Here is a 16,998-nt window from a genome sequence, read left to right as displayed (position 1 = left end):
TGTTAACCAATAATTTCAACTTTGAGAATGACGTTATCCACCGCTGTGACCTGGACTCGAGTTCCCGTAGGACAATCGGGCCCGTGCACTTTCCAGGTTGAATCGTCGAGAATGACTTTCCCCTGTCCATTCACAATAGGGTTAGTCAAGGTGATAATACGGCCAACATGTTGTTCACCGCGCCGGTTTAATAAAGGTTCATCCGTGGCGATGGGATGTTTAGTGTAATAGCGGCGCCACAACACAATACTGAGGACCGACAATATCGCAAACATCAACCATTGAAACTGCCAGTTAATCTCAGGAAACAGCAGCAACACCAGACCGGTGAGAAAGGCCGCGATTCCCAGCCACAAAGCAAAAAAACTGGGCAGAATAATTTCCAGTGTAATCAACACTACCGCTAATACCCACCAGTGCCAGAAGTCGATAATGAAAGGCATATCAGTTCTCTTTACGTACGAAGGCTTCTTTAGCCAGTTCGGTAATACCTGCCAGTGAACCGATAACACTTCCAGCTTCCAGCGGCATCATAATGATTTTGTGATTATCGGCACTGGCCATGTCTTTAAGCGCTTCAATATATTTTTGGGCAACGAAATAGTTTACTGCCTGCACATCACCCTGAGCAATCGCTTCAGAAACCATGGTAGTAGCTTTGGCTTCTGCCTCTGCCAGGCGCTCACGTGCTTCCGCATCTCGAAAAGCCGCTTCACGACGACCTTCAGCATCCAGTACTGCAGCCTGTTTCTCACCCTCTGCCCGCAAAATTTCAGATTGACGATGTCCTTCAGCTTCGAGAATATTGGCACGCTTAATCCGCTCCGCTTTCATCTGACGGCCCATGGCCTCAATCAGATCAGCAGGTGGTTCGATATCCTTAATTTCAATCCGGGTAACTTTTATGCCCCATGGGGTTGTTGCATCATCGACAACTGTTAGCAGACGTGTATTGATTTCATCACGTTTGGATAGCAACTCATCCAAATCCATTGACCCCATCACTGTCCGCACATTGGTCATGGTTAAATTCAGAATGGCATTATCCAGACCACTGACTTCATAGGCTGCTTTTGCAGCATGGATCACCTGATAAAACACCACACCATCAACGCGTACCATCGCATTATCCTTGGTGATAATACCCTGAGAAGGAACATCCAAAACCTGTTCCATCATGTTGATGCGTGCGCCAACCTTATCAATCACCGGTACAATCAGATTCAAGCCTGGACGCAAAGTTTTGGTATAGCGGCCAAACCGTTCGACCGTATATTCCCAGCCCTGGTCTACTGACTTGACGCCCATTAAAACAAGGACAATGGCCAGTACCAGCACCACGATAACAAATAGCGAAAAACCTTCCATTACTCTGCTCCATTGCGACTTTTAATGTTCACTGGATGATACCAGCAAAGAGAATTATTAGGGCCGATTGATTGTTCATAGCCACACCCCAAAGAGCTGGGACTAGATTTGCCATCAGCAGTGGTGGCTATGAACAATCAATAAGCCCTTAGATCTTGGACATTTTGGGGTCAGCGTTAGACAATAGACAACATGATCATTCGGAACCGTTTTATATGAAATCTTTGAGTCTAATTCGTAGCATGCTTTTTGTCGCTTTAATGAGTTTTGGAGCCTTAGCACATGCTCAACAGTGGTATCACGTTGAACTGATCGTTTTTGAAGTACTCAATCCATCCGATAACGAACAGTCGCCGGTGTTTACCTTGCAAGACCCTGCCCCTCTGAAAGTGGGAATGGCCAACAAAGTCATTCAGCCAGCCGGTAATAAAAACCTGACAGATATTTCACAACGGCTGCGTAATTCAGCCGGTTATCGGGTCATCAGCCATCAAACCTGGCAACAGGCTGTTGGCAGTCGCAGTCGGGCACAAGCTGTGGCGATAGACTCTGATCGGGTTCAAGGACAAGTACGTTTTCATATCGCTACCTATTTACACGCGAGCCTGGATCTATGGTTACAGGATGGTGTGCGCTCAGTGGAAAGTGATTCATATCATACTTTGCATCAACCACGTTTAGTGGAATTGCGCCGTATCCGTAGCAAGCAGGTGCATTATTTCGATCACCCGCGGTTTGGCGCTATTCTGCAACTGATACCGGTAGCAACACCGGATCAAGTGCTCAGCAATATGACCGAGCCAGAAACCTATTCCCTGCCGTCTGAAGGTGAAGCTACAACAGCGGAATAACACCTTTCAATAATCGCCTTACCTGCCCCATCGACTCTTCCATGGTATCCAGTATGGCTTCTATCGTCAGTGGGTGTGAACTTAAACCAGCGGCCTGATTAGCCACAACAGCAATGCTGGCATAGGCAATATTTAATTCCCGTGCCAGCGCTGCTTCTGGCATGGCGGTCATGCCCACCATGTCAGCACCATCATTTTTTAATCTCTGGATCTCTGCCGCTGTTTCCAGTCTCGGTCCCTGTGTTACCGCATAAGTTCCGCCATCGATAACTGTCATTTCTTCACTATTAGCCGCAAGCAGTATTTGCTGACGCAGTGTTTCATCAAATGGGTAGGTAAAATCAATATGCTTATCGGCTGAAAAATCCTCACTGGCAAAACTAGAATCCCGCCCCCAACTGTAATCAATCAACTGGTCCGGTAATGCGATTGTTCCCGGCATATAGGGCTCCGTAATACCACCCACCGAAGCAACAGCAAGTATTTGTTCTACCCCTAACTGATGAAACGCCCAGATATTCGCCCGATAATTAATTAGATGTGGTGGAATCGTATGATGTTCGCCATGTCTGGGCAGAAAAGCCACCGTTTTGTTGGCATAACGACCAATCATTAATGGTGCGGAAGGCTCTCCAAAAGGCGTTTCCCGCTGCATTTGCTGTTCCAGGACCAATCCCTCCAGCTGGCTTAACCCACTGCCTCCAATTAATCCAATCATGATGCATTCTCCTTGACGGCAAAGATGCCAGGCGCATTTCGTAAATAGCCTTTGTAATCCATACCGAAACCGAAAACATAGCGATCAGGAATTTGTAAGCCAATATATTCCGGTTGAACGCCATATTTATTGCTGTGTTGTTTATCTGCCAATACCACTGCTTTTACAGAAGTCGCGCCAGCCTGCTGACAAAAGTTACGCAAGGCATCTAAGGTAATGCCCTCATCGTAAATATCATCCACTAACAACACATACCTGTTATTAAGATCAATATTAGGCTTGGCCCGCCAATTCAGTTCGCCGCCCACTGTTTTATCACCGTAACGTGTCGCATGAATATAGTCTGTTTCAAGCGTAAACTGCAGTTTCGGTAATAAATGCCCCATGGTCATCACCGCACCGTTCATTACGCAAAGCAGCACAGGATTTTTGTCGAGATAATCCCTGTTCAACTGCATGGCCAGTTGTTCAAGACTTTCATCAATCGCCTGCAGAGTAAATAAACACTCTGCTTCGGGCATTATCTGCTTCATTTACTTCACCTATCGCTATTAACATCAGGCAGTATAATAGGCTGTTTTGATTACAGGAAAGCCAAAATGGCACGTTTTTGGCCGATTCTGCTGTTTATTGCGATATTTATTTTCGTCTGGCTGCAGCCTGAAAAACCGCAATCGGAAACTAATGCGTCGGAAATATCCTCTCCTCAGCGGGTTATCAGCCTTGCTCCCAGCATTACTGAAACGCTGTTTGCACTGGATGCGGGTGATAAAGTCGTAGCGGTAACCGACTACTGTCAATACCCCAATCAAGTGAAAAAACTGCCCAAAGTTGGTGGTTATCTGGATCCCAATCTGGAGCAGATTGTTCGCTTGAAGGCCGATATAGTTATCCTGCTGGAACGTCAACAAAGCTTAAATAGGCAACTGCAGCAACTGGGGATACAAACGCTCAGTATCGATAACTCAAGTCTGACCGGCATTCGAAACAGCATTATCGATATTGGCTCCGCAGTTAATAAAGTGTCATCGGCCAGACACCTGGTCAGCGAGTTTGATAATCGGCTAGAAGCAATTAAACAGAAAGTCCGAGATCAGCCTGAACCAACTGTTTTGCTGGCAATAGCCCATAGTTCACATACAGATTTTCTGGATAAGGTATATATCGCCGGACAACAGGATTTTTATAATGATTTATTGTCTTTTGTTGGTGCAAAAAATGTCTTTCACGGACCAAATATAAAAGTGCCGGCGGTTTCCACAGAGGGCCTGTTACGGCTTAACCCTCAAATTATTGTCGATATTTTTCCTGGCGAAGAAGTGTATTCACCCGATCTCACCAAGCTAAGGCAGCAATGGCAGAGGCTGGATAAAATGGATGCTATCAGCAATAAACAGTTACATATTATTCAAGCTGATTATGCCGTAATACCCGGCCCCCGAATCATCCAACTGGCAGAGGATCTCGCTCGGATATTTCATCCACAACTGGATTGGGATTCATCTCAAAATGATTAGCTGCAGCAATATTTCGGTAACAATCGGCGATAAAACACTGATTGAAGACATCAATTGCGATATTGCCCGTGGCGATTACCTGTGTATTGTGGGACCTAACGGCTCTGGAAAAAGCACGTTTTTGAAAACCTTATTAGCGCTTCTGCCTGCATCCGGGGGAAAAATATCCGTTGATGGAGAAACGCTCTCACATTACAGCCATAAAAAACTCGCCCAACTCATCAGTTATGTGCCTCAAACCGGGGGTAGCCACCTGAGCTTCAATGTTGAAGAATTTGTTCGGATGGCAAGATACAGTTATCACCATGTCTTTTCAGAGTGGCAATCGCAGGATCAGGACGCCGTAGAAAATGCGCTCACTATTACCGACAGCCACCCCTTTCGCTTGCGTAAAATGTCGACTCTTAGTGGTGGAGAGTGCCAACGGGTAATGATTGCCGCCGCCCTGGCGCAGGATACGCCGGTTTTGATGTTGGATGAACCAACTGCCTTTCTGGATCCCCATCACCAGGTTGCTGTACATCAATTGATCCGCAAACTGAATCAGCAACTGCAGAAGACGATTATCGAAGTGACTCACGATATCAATCATGCCGCACAGCATAGCAAACATGTATTGGCCTTACTGGAAGGTAAATGTCTGTGGCATGGTCCTGCTGAACAGTTTTTAGATGCCGAGCGCTTACACCAGCTTTACCAGCAAGCGTTTGTGTTTGCCAAACATCCACATCATGAGCGGTTGATTGCTGTGGCAGATGAATCATGAGCATAAAACGTAAACTCATCGCATTAAGTCTGTTTACCGTTCTGGTGGTAATTATCAGTCCGTGGGTAGATTTTGCAGCGGCTGGTTCGACAGAAATCCAGCAAATGATTATCCATGAGTTGCGGATCCCAAGGGTGTTATTTGCATTTACCGCAGGCTGTGGACTGGCATTATGCGGCATGGTATTTCAGGCAATGTTTCGTAATCCGCTGGCCACTCCATTTACCCTCGGCGTTGCCAGCGGCGCCTCATTAGGCGCAGCGATCAGTGTCTATGCGGGCATCAGTTTTACGATATTTGGATTAAGTGCCACCAGCCTCAGCGCCTTTGCCGGTGCCTTGATAGCCATCAGTTTTGTTTACAGTATCAGTCGGTTTCGTTTTGGCTTTTCCGGCGAAACCTTATTGTTAACCGGTGTGGCTATCAGTTTCTTCTTTTCCAGTCTGATTCTGTTTATTCAATATCTCAGCAATGTTGCTGATTCATTTCAAATTATCCGCTGGTTGATGGGGAGTTTAACCGTCGTCGGTTATCAGGAATTAAAGCAGCTATTACCTTTCGTTACACTGACGGCAGTAGTAATTATTTATCTGAGCCGCGAACTGAACCTGCTAATGGCCGGTGATGAAATAGCCACAAGTCGAGGCGTTTCAGTGAAATACGTACGCTACGCATTATTTTTTGTTACTTCGTTGTGCGTGGGGGCTATTGTTGCCTTATGCGGTCCTATTGGTTTTGTCGGAATGATGGTGCCACATATCTGCCGATTGATTATCGGTGAAGATCATCGCTATCTGATACCGGCGACATTGCTTTTTGGCGGTAGCTTTCTGGTGATTTGCGATACGCTTGCCAGATTGGTTATTGCCCCTGCAGAGTTGCCTGTCGGGGTCATTACGACGTTATTAGGCGGACCGTTTTTCCTGTGGCTGTTGATGCGATATAAATCACAGCATTAAACAGCCCCTAGGGCTTGTTTATCTTTCATATCCACCACTGCTGGCGACTATTTTTGTGTCCGACAAGACGGAAAGCACGCAGTGTAGCCACGCTACATAAGTGATTGACAACGCAGGCGGTCGCAAAAATAGTCCCAGCCCTTTGGGTTGTGACTGAAAAAGCGCCACTCTGCGTTGCTCGTCGCTTATTTAGAACAACTACAAAAACGCCGGGAGCGTTTTTGAGCGTAAGCCCCAATGGGGTGAGATACATGGATGTATCTCACAAAAGGCGCTCCTCGTGCCTTGATTGACGTTTTTTCAGCTCACAACAGAGGCGGAGATGAAAGATTAACAAGCCCTAGCCTTCGGCAATTTCCTGCATCAACTGTTGCGCCTGTTGATAAAAAATGGCCATCTGATTTTTATATTGCTCGCTAAATTGTTGATGATGCAGTTGCATTTTATGGTGCAGTTTTCGCAATCTATCGTGAAACGCCCGTTGTTTTTCTAAATTAATATAACTGTCACAGCTGGACAGACAATGCGGGTCGAGTCCGCATTCATAGCGGTTAATGGTTTTTTCATGTTGCATAATTAATTCAACATGTTGATCCAGCTTGGCCGTATGTTCGGGTAAACTTCTTTCCAGTTTGTGCAGAACGGCTATTAATCTCTGAGTATGATGGGTCCAGGAATCTGCATCGGCCAACCAGCGAAGATGATCAGCCCGCCACTGTTCACTTTCTTCTTTGAGTTGTTGCAATTCATCCATTTCACACCTCAATGTGTTGATTGGTACAATCATTTACTGCTTGCTAAAGCTTACTGTCAAGTGAGCATACCCGACCTGATAATTTCCCTGTAAAATGTAGGGTCTGTTGTTTTTTCAAAGCCGCCTCTGTTGTGAATTGAAAAAACGTCATACAAGCCACGAGGAATGCGGTTTGGTTGTTTCAAATAAATGACGAGCAACACCGAATGGCGTTTTTTCAATCATAACCCGAAGGGCTGGGACTATTTTTCCGACCATCTGCGTTGGAAATGATTTATGTAGAATGACTACACCGCATCATTTCCGCCTTGTTGGACGAAAAAAATAGCCTCCAGCAGTGGTGGCTTTGAAAGAACAACAGACCCTAAGGCTTTTAACTCTTTACGGAATATTTCTATGGCTCAAACTGTGGTCTGTGCATTGTATGAATTTGTCACTCTGGATGATTATGCTGCGATTAAACCCTCGCTGCTCAAATTCATGCTGGATAATGAAGTGCGTGGCACCTTATTACTGGCACAGGAAGGGATAAATGGCACCGTCGCTGGTTCGCGACAATCTATTGATGCATTGCTGGATTATTTACGCGGCGATCCCAGATTAAAGGATTTAAGTTACAAAGAGTCGTATACCGATACTCCCCCTTTTCTGCGAAGCCGGGTGAAATTAAAACGTGAAATCGTCACCATGGGCATCGAAGGCATTGATCCGAAACAGTCGGTCGGCACCTATATCAAACCCAAAGACTGGAACAAATTAATCAGTGATCCTGAAGTCTTACTGGTCGATACCCGTAATGACTACGAGGTAGAAGTTGGCACTTTCAAAAACGCGGTTAACCCTCACACAGAAAGTTTTCGTGAATTTCCAGAATATGTAAAACAGCATCTGGATCCGCAAAAACATAAAAAAGTTGCGATGTTCTGTACTGGCGGAATTCGCTGTGAAAAATCCACCGCTTATCTAAAAGAACAGGGGTTTGAGGAGGTTTATCATCTGGAAGGAGGCATTCTCAAATATCTGGAAGATGTGCCCGAACAGGAATCGCTGTGGGAAGGTGAATGTTTTGTATTCGATGAACGGGTCACCGTGAATCATAGTCTCGAAAAAGGCGAATATGATCAATGTCACGCCTGTCGGCTACCTATCACCGAAGAAGACAAGCAAAGTGAAAAATATCAGCGCGGTGTGTCCTGTCCACATTGTTTTGATAAAACCACGGATGATCAGAAAGCCCGCTACGCAGAGCGTGAAAAACAGATCCAGCTGGCCTTGCAACGTGGTGAAGCGCATATCGGCATGGAATCCAACGAAGCTGCTGAATTACATCGTCTGGAGAAAATCCGTCGTAAAGAGCAGGATCGACTCGCTGCAATGAAAAAACACCATCGATGAGATTATTCACTGCCCTGCTTTTTTATGTCCTGATCATTCCACTTGGTTTTGCTCAACCTCAAAACGCAGCGATTGCTTCAGCACATCCTTTAGCCACCCAGGCCGGTTTTGAAATTCTGCAACAAGGTGGCAACGCCTTTGATGCCGCCATTGCAGTAAGTGCTGCGCTTGCAGTTGTTGAGCCTGCCGGCTCTGGTCTTGGAGGTGGTGGATTCTGGTTATTACACCGTGAAACCGACCAATTGCAGATTATGCTGGACAGCCGCGAAACAGCCCCCTCCCAGGCACACCGTGATATGTATCTGGATAACAACGGTGAAGTGGTTCGTGATTTATCATTAAATGGACCTCTGGCGGCTGCCATTCCGGGAACCCCCGCTGCATTGGATTATTTAACTGAACATTATGGCAATTTACCGTTATCCATCACCCTCGCACCTGCAATTCGTTTTGCCAGAGAAGGTTTTGCTGTCACGCCACGTTATCAACGCTATATGGGATTTAGAAAACAGGCGTTAAATGCCGAAGCTAAAGCGATATTTTTGGACAGCGAAGAAATTCCTGCCTTAGGTTCCATCATTATCCAGCAGAATTTAGCCAACACTTTAGAAGCCATTGCCTTAAAAGGTCGGGATGCTTTTTATCAGGGTGAAATTGCCAAACAGATGGTGGAATCAGTACAAGCCGCTGGCGGTATCTGGACAGAACAGGATCTAGAGAATTATCAACTGAAAATCCGCCAGCCAGTCACGACTCAAATTGCAGGTTATACCATCACCACTGCAGCCTTACCCTCGGCAGGCGGTCAGTTGATAACTTTGATGCTGAATCAATTAAATACACTGAATTACTGGCAGGCTGACCCACAACAAAAGCGTCATTGGTTAATTGAATCCATGCGTCGGGCCTATCGAGAACGCACCGTTCATCTTGGTGACAGTGATTTTATTGATGTTCCGGATTATTTACTGGATCCCGCTTATGCCGCCCAGATAGCTGAGGACATTGATCCCGATAGCGCCAGCAAAAGTGATGAATTAGCTGATGCGTTCAGCAACAAAGGCCAGGACACCACACATTTTTCGATTATTGATCAAGATGGCAACCGGGTATCCGCCACGCTGAGCATCAACTACCCATTTGGTAGTGGCTTTGTGGCTGGAAATACCGGAGTTTTACTCAATGATGAAATGGATGACTTTTCTGCGTTAAGCGGGAGCCCCAATGCCTATGATTTGGTGAGTGAATCCGCCAATGCCATTGAACCGGGCAAGCGTCCACTATCCAGTATGACACCAAGCTTTGTCGAAAATGATCAGCGATTGCTGGTCATTGGCACCCCCGGGGGCAGCAGAATTATTACCATGGTGATGCAGGGAATATTACATTTTATGGAAGGTAAAGATGCTGAAGCAATTGTTGCGGCACCGCGATTGCACCATCAATATCTGCCAGACCGAGTGCAAATGGAAACACCCGGTCTGAGCGAGATGGAGCAACAGGATTTAACAGACCGAGGTCATCAACTGGATGTGTTAAACCGTCAATTTGGCAATATGCAGGTCATTGTGGCTAATAAAAAGACCGGCAAACTCAGCGCCGCCAGCGACCCTCGCGGTGAGGGTATGGCAAAGACTGAGCAGATTATCGTTAGAGACTGAACAATTACAGTTTCATCTCAGAGGGCATGATGCCTTTTCTGGATTGAACCAACGCACTGCCTTCCAACACAATCAACGCAATCAACGTAAGTGAAATGGGCACTAATGCAAACCAACCCAGCACTGAGCGTTGAATAAAACGCATGCTTTCATCCGCTTGTGCCATCAATAAAAATGAGCCGATACCAAATATCACTCCGGCCACCAGATAAGCGCCCAATAAATACATACTGCGCTTCCATGCCAGCTTCCAGTGCGCCTGAACCAGTGCTGTCTGATCATGGGAGTTGTAGGCTTTGTAGGCTATGGAGCCAATCATCATCAGCGAGCCCAACAGCGATATTGAGAAAATCAGCCACAGGTTTTCGGTACCAAACAGAATCGCCGGAACCAGGAAATGAAATATCGCCACGTTGAACATTAAGCGCTCATGTGGCTTACTGGCATCATGGTAGATTTCAGACATAAAATGTTCCTCTGTTTATAAAGGCCGTTTTGACATGTTGCACCTGATTGACAGTCATTGCCATCTCGACTTTGACGATTTCGACAAAGATCGAACAGACATTCTGCATAACTGTGCCAGGTCAGGTATCGAAAAAATTGTCATCCCCGGCGTGACGGTGAACAGCTGGCCCAGACAAATCGAGTTATGCAACAGTAATCCGATGCTATCGCTGGCCCTAGGCTGCCACCCGATGTTTATGGATGATCATCCGGATAATGCAGCAGAGCTACTTGAGCAAGCCGTGAAACAATATCAGCCTATTGCCATTGGTGAAATTGGTTTGGATTTTTATGTTGCAAATGCCGACATCCCCTCTCAACTCATCTTATTTGAAGCACAGATTGATATTGCTGTTCAGTTTGATTTGCCGGTTATCCTGCATGTACGCAAAGCCCATGATGACGTTTTAAAAGTACTTCGCCAGAAAAAATTATCCGGCGGCATCGTGCATGCTTTCAGCGGCAGTGCCCAACAGGCAGAACAATACCGCAAACTTAATTTTTTATTGGGTGTTGGAGGCGCGTTAACCTATCCACGGGCACAGAGACTGCAACGCCTGTTTACTGAATTACCGCTCTCACAAATCGTGTTGGAAACGGATGCGCCAGATATGCCACTTTGTGGTCATCAGGGAGAACGCAATACTCCTGAAAACATCCCGGTTATCATGGAAAAACTAAGTCAATTACGTGATGAATCAGCGGAGTATATTGCTGAAATCACCACGGCAAATTGTCGACAACTATTCAATATCTGACTAGGGCTTGCTTATCTCTCATCTCCGCCTTTGTTGAGAGCTGAAAGATAAACAAGACCTAATCGTGGTGTTCAGTAATTTCACCTTCGGTAAATAAATAATCACGCAGATGTTGATCCATTTTTTTGTCCTTACGACGAATCCATTCCAAAGCCATCGCAGCATGTTCTTTCTCTTCGTCACGATTATGCTCGAGAATTTTCTTCAACTCAGGATCTTTACAGGCATCAACCCGCTGGTTATACCAGTCGACCGCTTCCAATTCTTCCATAAGCGAAACTATGGCGCGGTGCATATCCTTGGTTTCGTCTGATAATTCGCTAAACGGCTCATGATAACCTTCGTTTGACATATACAATTCCTTAGTATGAATAGAACCCGGATGAAAATAGCATGTCTATCCCGATAGCAACAATAACCTAAATCAATTCAGGACTTTCCATGACGCAAGGCAGCACTGAACGCATACTCCACGCCATTAACTCAGTCATTCTTGGTAAACAGCAACCCGTCAAACTTGCATTAGCATGTCTTCTGGCGCGGGGACATTTATTAATTGAAGATCTGCCAGGTGTTGGCAAAACCACTCTGGCTCATACTCTGGCCACAACGTTGGGACTCCGTTTTCAACGGGTGCAATTTACCAGTGATATGTTACCGGCAGATATTCTTGGGGTATCCATTTATGACCCCGAAAAACATCAGTTCAGTTTTCATCGTGGCCCCATTTTTACTCAACTTCTCTTAGCCGACGAAATTAACCGGGCCTCTCCCCGCACACAAAGTGCGTTACTTGAAGCCATGGAAGAGCAACAGGTTACGATTGAGGGAGACAGCCATCCTCTGGAAGATCCTTTTTTTGTTATCGCGACCCAAAATCCCGCTCATCAGGTTGGTACCTTCCCCCTGCCTGAGTCACAGCTTGATCGTTTTCTGATGCGTATTCAGATTGGCTATCCGGATAAACAAGCTGAACGTGCCTTGCTGACAGGCGAAGACAGACGTCAAATGCTCAAGCAATTGCAAGCTGAAATTACGCCACCCCAATTAATCCAGCTTCAGCAAGCAGCCAGTAAAATTTCATTAAGTGATGCGTTGATTGATTATGTGCAGGCCTTATTGGCCTACACTCGAAATAGTGGTCAATTTTATAATGGTCTGTCCCCACGCGCCGGATTGGGTTTGATTCAGGCCGCTCGGGCCTGGGCCATGATCAACGGACGAGATTTTGTTATTCCAGAAGATGTGCAGGCGATTTTCCCCAGTATTGTGCAGCATCGACTGCAAGCACGTGAACATTTGCAATCTGCAGACTGGGCAGCCGAGATCCTGCAGCAGGTTGCGATTCCCTGATGTTGCGCCAATATTGGCAGCGCTGGCGTCAACAGCAACGCTATCGGGTATTTATTTTGCCCAGCCGCTATGGATTGAGTTATTCGATATTAATCTTGGTGATGTTGCTTGGCGCTATTAACTACAACAACAGTCTCGGTCACTTACTGTGTTTTCTGCTGGTAGGTATCGGCCATGTAGCCATGCATCACAGTTATCGTAATGTCCGCCAGCTTGATTATCAGCTGGGCCGCGCTGAACCGGTTTTTTGCCAGCAGCCTGTTTTGTTGCCACTGAACCTGACCAATCATAGTCCACGACCTATCCGACAATTAGATATCGCTTATCTGCCATCAATCTCACGTTCAGGTTGGTGGCCGCTAAAACAATTTTCCCGGTATCTTCCTGTGTATAAAGCCCCTCAGCTTGCTGCAGAACAAACCAGCCTGCATCTGATTCCAATACCCACCAATAAAAGAGGCTGGCAGGATTTAGGGCGAATGAGGCTTTCCAGTGTCTACCCTATTGGATTATTGCTGAGCTGGTTTTTTATTGATATCCGACAACGGGTTCTTATTTATCCCAGACCAATGGGCAACAAACCGTTGCCTCCACCTTCTGCTATGGAAGATTCCGGAGCGTTGCAGCATCAACAGGGTCTTGATGATTTTGCCGGTTTTCATCGCTATCGCGTGGGGGATGCCAGACAGCATATTGCCTGGAAAGCCTTGGCTCGAGATGGCATTTTACGAACTAAACAATTTAGCAGTCCTTCCGGACAAAAAATGTTGTTCAACTGGGACGATGTAGCCGATTTACCGGATACTGAAGCGAAATTATCACAACTATGCCAGTGGATTTTGACTGCAGATACCGCTGGTATGCAATACGGTTTAATCCTGCCAAAGCAATCGATAGCGATAGATTCCGGCGACCAGCATCGTCATTTCTGTCTGCGAAGTCTGGCGCTTTATGGCCAATAAACGTTCAGCTGAAATCCCTTCTAAATCGTCCATTCACTGGTTAATGGTGACATTGACGATTATCGCCATTCCGCATTTTTTCTATCAACCACTGTGGGTTGCTGCGATATTTCTGTTGATGATGGGCTGGCGATTAATGAATAGCTGGTATGGATGGCCACTACCGGCGGATAAACACCTGTTAAAAGTGCTGCATTCCGTCGGCGCGATATTGACCATTGTGCTGGTGCTTTACAGTTACGGGATTACCATCGGCCGTGATGCTGGGGTGGCTTTATTGACCACCATGGCAGCCTTCAAAATGGTTGAAGTTAAAAATCTGCGTGATGTTTATCTGAGTTGCTTCATGGGTTTTTTCCTGGTGATTACCCATTTTTTCTTCAATCAGAGCATTCCAATCGTCATTTTGATGCTGGTCAATGTGATCCTGCTGACCAGCTGTCTGATTTCTGCCAATGAATCGGACAGCTCCATTAAACATCGGCTTAAACAATCAACTGTGATGGTTTTACAGGCCATGCCACTGATGCTGTTATTGTTTGTGCTGTTTCCCAGGATTTCCGGCCCTATCTGGGGCTTGCCAAATGACGCTATGGATATTCCGGATAGTCTGCCCGACAGTATGACCTTAGGCGAAGTACCGTCGCAGAACAGTGCCGTGACCGGCATGGCAGACAATATTACCATCGGCAATATCAGTCAGTTAATTCAATCCGATGCCATAGCCTTTCGGGTGAGGTTCGACAACAATCAGTTTCCTGAGCGCCAGGACTTATATTGGCGTGGACCAGTGTTGTGGCACACTGATGGCAAGCGCTGGTTGCCATTAACTGACAATCAAAAACGTTATGAAAACGGCACGAAAATTCATGTTGCCGGAGAGCCTTTTTCATACAGTATGACCCTGGAGCCCCATGACAGGCGCTGGTTATTTGCTCTGGATTTCCCCACGGACTATCCGCAAACCATGCGGACCCGTCTCAGTGTGGATGGAGAGTTAATTAGCAGTGACGCAATCAAACAGCGCACTCAATATCAGTTAAGTTCTCATACTGAATATTTATTTAACCCGCAAAATGATCCCTATCTGCAATATGGATTAAATTTGCCAGAAGATCGTCATCCAAGAAGTCTGCAGCTGGCACGAAGTCTTTTAGAAAAAAGTCCAACAGATCAATCCTATATTGAAGCTGTACTAAATTATTATCGTCAGCAGGATTTCAGTTATAGCCTGACTCCACCAGCATTACGCGGTGATACCATTGATCAGTTTCTTTTTGAGAGTCGTGAGGGCTTTTGTGAGCACTATGCCGCCAGTTTTACTGTGTTAATGCGCGCCGCAGGTATTCCTGCTCGCATTGTGACGGGTTATCAAGGCGGAGAAATCAATCCGGTAGATCGGGTGCTTACGGTGCGACAGCGCGATGCCCATGCCTGGACAGAAGTCTGGCTACCACAACAGGGATGGATCAGAATTGATCCAACAGCTGCCGTCTCCAGTGAGCGTGTCGACTTTGGGATCCGGGATTTATTGCCGGCTGAACGTCGTTCTCCTGCAGCAATAGCCAAAAATGATCGCTTGGTAGAACTGTGGCAATCAGCAAAGAATAACTGGGATGCTTTGAATAGTGCCTGGGAAATGTGGGTCGTCAGTTATGGTCCGGATCGACAACTGCAGTTGCTGGAAAAGCTCGGCATGCATCAGCCGGACTGGGAAAAAATGATTCGCTGGCTGGCCATCGGCATTGTGCTGATATTTGGCTGGATTGCCTGGACAACATTGAAATTAAAAAACCTACCTCAGGATCGAGTCCAGCGTTTTTATCAGAAATTCTGTTTTAAACTTGCGAGGCATGGTGTTGTGCGTCAGCCCCATGAAGGTCCGGAAGATTTTTCCCGTCGCGCTCAACTGGCGCTTCCACATCATCAGCAACAGATTGCCATGATCAATTACTGTTATATGCATCTGCGTTATCGTGGAGAAGCTCTGGAAGATGATTTTATCGAGTCAGTCAAAAATTTCCGCCCACACCGATAGATGGCTTTTTCCACCTGCAAATTGCATCCCGATAGTTGCATATAGCTCAAGCGCTTTTGCCATTAGCTTACCGTTATCGGAAAATAGTGAATCTTAGGTAATGTTTAGAGGGAAACGGATGGCGCATAGCAATCCATTATTTGAACGCACCCATATCCTGCTGGGTGACACCGGCTTAGAGCGTCTTCAAAACAGTCATGTTTTTCTGGCGGGTATGGGCGGTGTCGGTTCATTTACCGCAGAAGCGCTGGCGCGGATGGGCGTGGGTAAAATGACACTGGTGGATCATGATGTGGTTTCGGCGTCCAATCTGAATCGTCAGCTGGTGGCACTGAACTCTACTTTCGGTAAATTGAAAGTTGAAGTGATGGCAGAGCGTATTGCAGATATTAATCCACAATGCGAACTCAACCTTGTTACTGAATTCTTAACGCCGGAAACGATTCCTGACACCCTCAATCAAGGCTTTGACGTGATCATTGATGCCATTGATAGCATGAGCAGCAAAACAGCTCTGCTGGAAACCGCATGGCGTAATGAGTTACCGGTATTCTCCAGTATGGGGGCTGGCGGCAAACTTGATCCCACTCAAGTGCGTACCGGTGATTTAATGAATACGTCCATTTGCAAACTCGCCAAACAATTACGTTCACATTTACGTAAACGCGGTGTAGGCAAAGGAATCCAAACTGTTTATTCCCTGGAATATCCTTTACCACCACTACCTCCAGAGGCAGTCAGTCGTGGTCGGGCACGAGCCGTTAACGGCACGGTGAGTTATATGCCTTCTATATTCGGCTTAACCCTGGCAGGGCTGGTCATTAATCATATTATTGGTGATGCAAGACGTGTCTGATCCGCAAAACGTAGTGAACTGCACAGCGTTTTATCAACAACACCTGCAAAAACTGCTGAAACCTTACGGGATTGAAATCAGACAGGTTGAAGAAAATGAGACTATTCCCGGCAGTTTTTTTGGCGAACGTGAAGCCGGTCTGCTAGGCAATCAATTATTGTTACGTCTTGATACGCCTGTTCACTCTGCCTTACATGAAGCTGGCCACTATATCTGTATGGATAATCAACGTCGCATAATGTTAGATACCGATGCTGCTGGGGATTATGATGAAGAAAATGGCGTATGTTATCTGCAGATCCTGCTCAGTGATTTTCTGCCTGAAATGGGTAAACAGCGAATGATGCTGGATATGGACAGCTGGGGCTACAGTTTCCGCCTCGGCAGTGCCGAAGCCTGGTTTGAAGAGGATGCGGAAGATGCCCAGCAATGGTTAATCAAGCATCAGATAATTGATGAAAAAAATCAGCCTACCTGGCAACTCAGAGTCTGAACCTTTTATTGCAGTGCCCGGCAGAGGTGCTTATAATGCCAA

At 46.2% G+C, this 16,998-nt stretch carries 19 protein-coding genes; 12 read left to right on the top strand and 7 right to left on the bottom strand.

Annotated elements, in window-relative coordinates; translation table 11 throughout:
• Window positions 1-2: 2 nt before the first annotated feature.
• A complete protein-coding gene (locus tag B4F66_RS08480; protein WP_292354703.1) occupies window positions 3-443 on the bottom strand; it encodes an NfeD family protein in 441 nt (146 codons plus the stop codon).
• A 1-nt stretch (window position 444) separates the two neighbouring features.
• Window positions 445-1,368 (bottom strand): SPFH domain-containing protein, encoded by a 924-nt coding sequence (locus B4F66_RS08475; protein ID WP_104934543.1) that lies wholly within the window; start codon window positions 1,366-1,368, stop codon window positions 445-447.
• A 215-nt stretch (window positions 1,369-1,583) separates the two neighbouring features.
• Between B4F66_RS08475 and B4F66_RS08470 the strand changes: the two genes are divergently transcribed.
• On the top strand, window positions 1,584-2,219 hold the full coding sequence (locus B4F66_RS08470) for a CsiV family protein (protein ID WP_292354700.1): 636 nt from the start codon (window positions 1,584-1,586) through the stop codon (window positions 2,217-2,219).
• Here B4F66_RS08470 and B4F66_RS08465 read toward each other — a convergent pair.
• Window positions 2,203-2,937, bottom strand: a complete 735-nt coding sequence (locus tag B4F66_RS08465; protein WP_292354698.1) for an S-methyl-5'-thioinosine phosphorylase — start codon at window positions 2,935-2,937, stop codon at window positions 2,203-2,205. The two genes, B4F66_RS08470 and B4F66_RS08465, sit on opposite strands and share 17 nt — an antisense overlap.
• Entirely contained in the window at window positions 2,934-3,470 is a 537-nt protein-coding gene (locus tag B4F66_RS08460; protein WP_292354696.1) for a hypoxanthine-guanine phosphoribosyltransferase, read from the bottom strand. Before B4F66_RS08460 ends, B4F66_RS08465 begins: the two co-directional genes overlap by 4 nt.
• Before the next feature lie 66 nt (window positions 3,471-3,536).
• Here B4F66_RS08460 and B4F66_RS08455 point away from each other — a divergent pair, with 66 nt between their 5' ends.
• Genes B4F66_RS08455 through B4F66_RS08445 form a run of 3 tightly spaced genes read left to right on the top strand, consistent with a single transcriptional unit; the run spans window position 3,537 to window position 6,179 of the window.
• Window positions 3,537-4,454, top strand: a complete 918-nt coding sequence (locus B4F66_RS08455) for an ABC transporter substrate-binding protein (RefSeq protein ID WP_292354694.1) — start codon at window positions 3,537-3,539, stop codon at window positions 4,452-4,454.
• On the top strand, window positions 4,447-5,220 hold the full coding sequence (locus B4F66_RS08450) for an ABC transporter ATP-binding protein (protein WP_292354692.1): 774 nt from the start codon (window positions 4,447-4,449) through the stop codon (window positions 5,218-5,220). The genes B4F66_RS08455 and B4F66_RS08450 overlap by 8 nt, the downstream gene beginning before the upstream one ends.
• Window positions 5,217-6,179, top strand: a complete 963-nt coding sequence (locus B4F66_RS08445) for a FecCD family ABC transporter permease (RefSeq protein ID WP_292354690.1) — start codon at window positions 5,217-5,219, stop codon at window positions 6,177-6,179. Before B4F66_RS08450 ends, B4F66_RS08445 begins: the two co-directional genes overlap by 4 nt.
• 340 nt (window positions 6,180-6,519) lie before the next feature.
• Here B4F66_RS08445 and B4F66_RS08440 read toward each other — a convergent pair whose 3' ends face one another.
• Window positions 6,520-6,966: a hypothetical protein gene (locus B4F66_RS08440; RefSeq protein ID WP_292738210.1), complete on the bottom strand. Its 447-nt coding sequence runs from the start codon at window positions 6,964-6,966 to the stop codon at window positions 6,520-6,522.
• 363 nt (window positions 6,967-7,329) lie between these two features.
• Between B4F66_RS08440 and trhO the strand changes: the two genes are divergently transcribed.
• Together trhO and ggt are read left to right on the top strand one after the other, a co-directional pair.
• Window positions 7,330-8,328 (top strand): oxygen-dependent tRNA uridine(34) hydroxylase TrhO, encoded by a 999-nt coding sequence (gene trhO, locus B4F66_RS08435; RefSeq protein WP_292358130.1) that lies wholly within the window; start codon window positions 7,330-7,332, stop codon window positions 8,326-8,328.
• Complete coding sequence (gene ggt, locus B4F66_RS08430; RefSeq protein ID WP_292358128.1) at window positions 8,325-9,989, top strand: gamma-glutamyltransferase; 1,665 nt, start codon at window positions 8,325-8,327, stop codon at window positions 9,987-9,989. Before trhO ends, ggt begins: the two co-directional genes overlap by 4 nt.
• A 4-nt stretch (window positions 9,990-9,993) precedes the next feature.
• Here ggt and B4F66_RS08425 read toward each other — a convergent pair whose 3' ends face one another.
• Window positions 9,994-10,455: a hypothetical protein gene (locus tag B4F66_RS08425; protein ID WP_292358127.1), complete on the bottom strand. Its 462-nt coding sequence runs from the start codon at window positions 10,453-10,455 to the stop codon at window positions 9,994-9,996.
• Between the two features lie 34 nt (window positions 10,456-10,489).
• Between B4F66_RS08425 and B4F66_RS08420 the strand changes: the two genes are divergently transcribed.
• Complete coding sequence (locus B4F66_RS08420; protein ID WP_292358125.1) at window positions 10,490-11,254, top strand: TatD family hydrolase; 765 nt, start codon at window positions 10,490-10,492, stop codon at window positions 11,252-11,254.
• Window positions 11,255-11,312: 58 nt separating this feature from the next.
• Here the strand turns inward: B4F66_RS08420 and B4F66_RS08415 are convergent, their stop codons facing one another.
• Window positions 11,313-11,606: an encapsulin-associated ferritin-like protein gene (locus B4F66_RS08415; protein ID WP_292358123.1), complete on the bottom strand. Its 294-nt coding sequence runs from the start codon at window positions 11,604-11,606 to the stop codon at window positions 11,313-11,315.
• Between the two features lie 89 nt (window positions 11,607-11,695).
• Here B4F66_RS08415 and B4F66_RS08410 point away from each other — a divergent pair, with 89 nt between their 5' ends.
• The 5 genes from B4F66_RS08410 (at window position 11,696) to B4F66_RS08390 (ending at window position 16,956) form a co-directional block, all read left to right on the top strand.
• Window positions 11,696-12,607 (top strand): AAA family ATPase, encoded by a 912-nt coding sequence (locus B4F66_RS08410; protein WP_292358122.1) that lies wholly within the window; start codon window positions 11,696-11,698, stop codon window positions 12,605-12,607.
• Window positions 12,607-13,569 carry a DUF58 domain-containing protein gene (locus B4F66_RS08405; protein WP_292358120.1) on the top strand — a complete coding sequence of 321 codons (963 nt, stop codon included), beginning with the start codon at window positions 12,607-12,609 and terminating at the stop codon, window positions 13,567-13,569. Before B4F66_RS08410 ends, B4F66_RS08405 begins: the two co-directional genes overlap by 1 nt.
• Window positions 13,559-15,607, top strand: coding sequence for a transglutaminase TgpA family protein (locus tag B4F66_RS08400; RefSeq protein ID WP_292358118.1), 2,049 nt, complete (start codon window positions 13,559-13,561; stop codon window positions 15,605-15,607). The genes B4F66_RS08405 and B4F66_RS08400 overlap by 11 nt, the downstream gene beginning before the upstream one ends.
• 118 nt (window positions 15,608-15,725) lie before the next feature.
• Complete coding sequence (locus tag B4F66_RS08395; protein WP_292358116.1) at window positions 15,726-16,463, top strand: tRNA threonylcarbamoyladenosine dehydratase; 738 nt, start codon at window positions 15,726-15,728, stop codon at window positions 16,461-16,463.
• Window positions 16,456-16,956 (top strand): hypothetical protein, encoded by a 501-nt coding sequence (locus B4F66_RS08390; RefSeq protein WP_292358114.1) that lies wholly within the window; start codon window positions 16,456-16,458, stop codon window positions 16,954-16,956. The genes B4F66_RS08395 and B4F66_RS08390 overlap by 8 nt, the downstream gene beginning before the upstream one ends.
• Window positions 16,957-16,998: the final 42 nt, after the last annotated feature.

The sequence above is a fragment of the Methylophaga sp. UBA3603 genome (assembly GCF_002375335.1).
Classification (GTDB): Bacteria; Pseudomonadota; Gammaproteobacteria; order Nitrosococcales; family Methylophagaceae; genus Methylophaga.
This window is presented reverse-complemented; position numbering and strand designations above follow the sequence as displayed.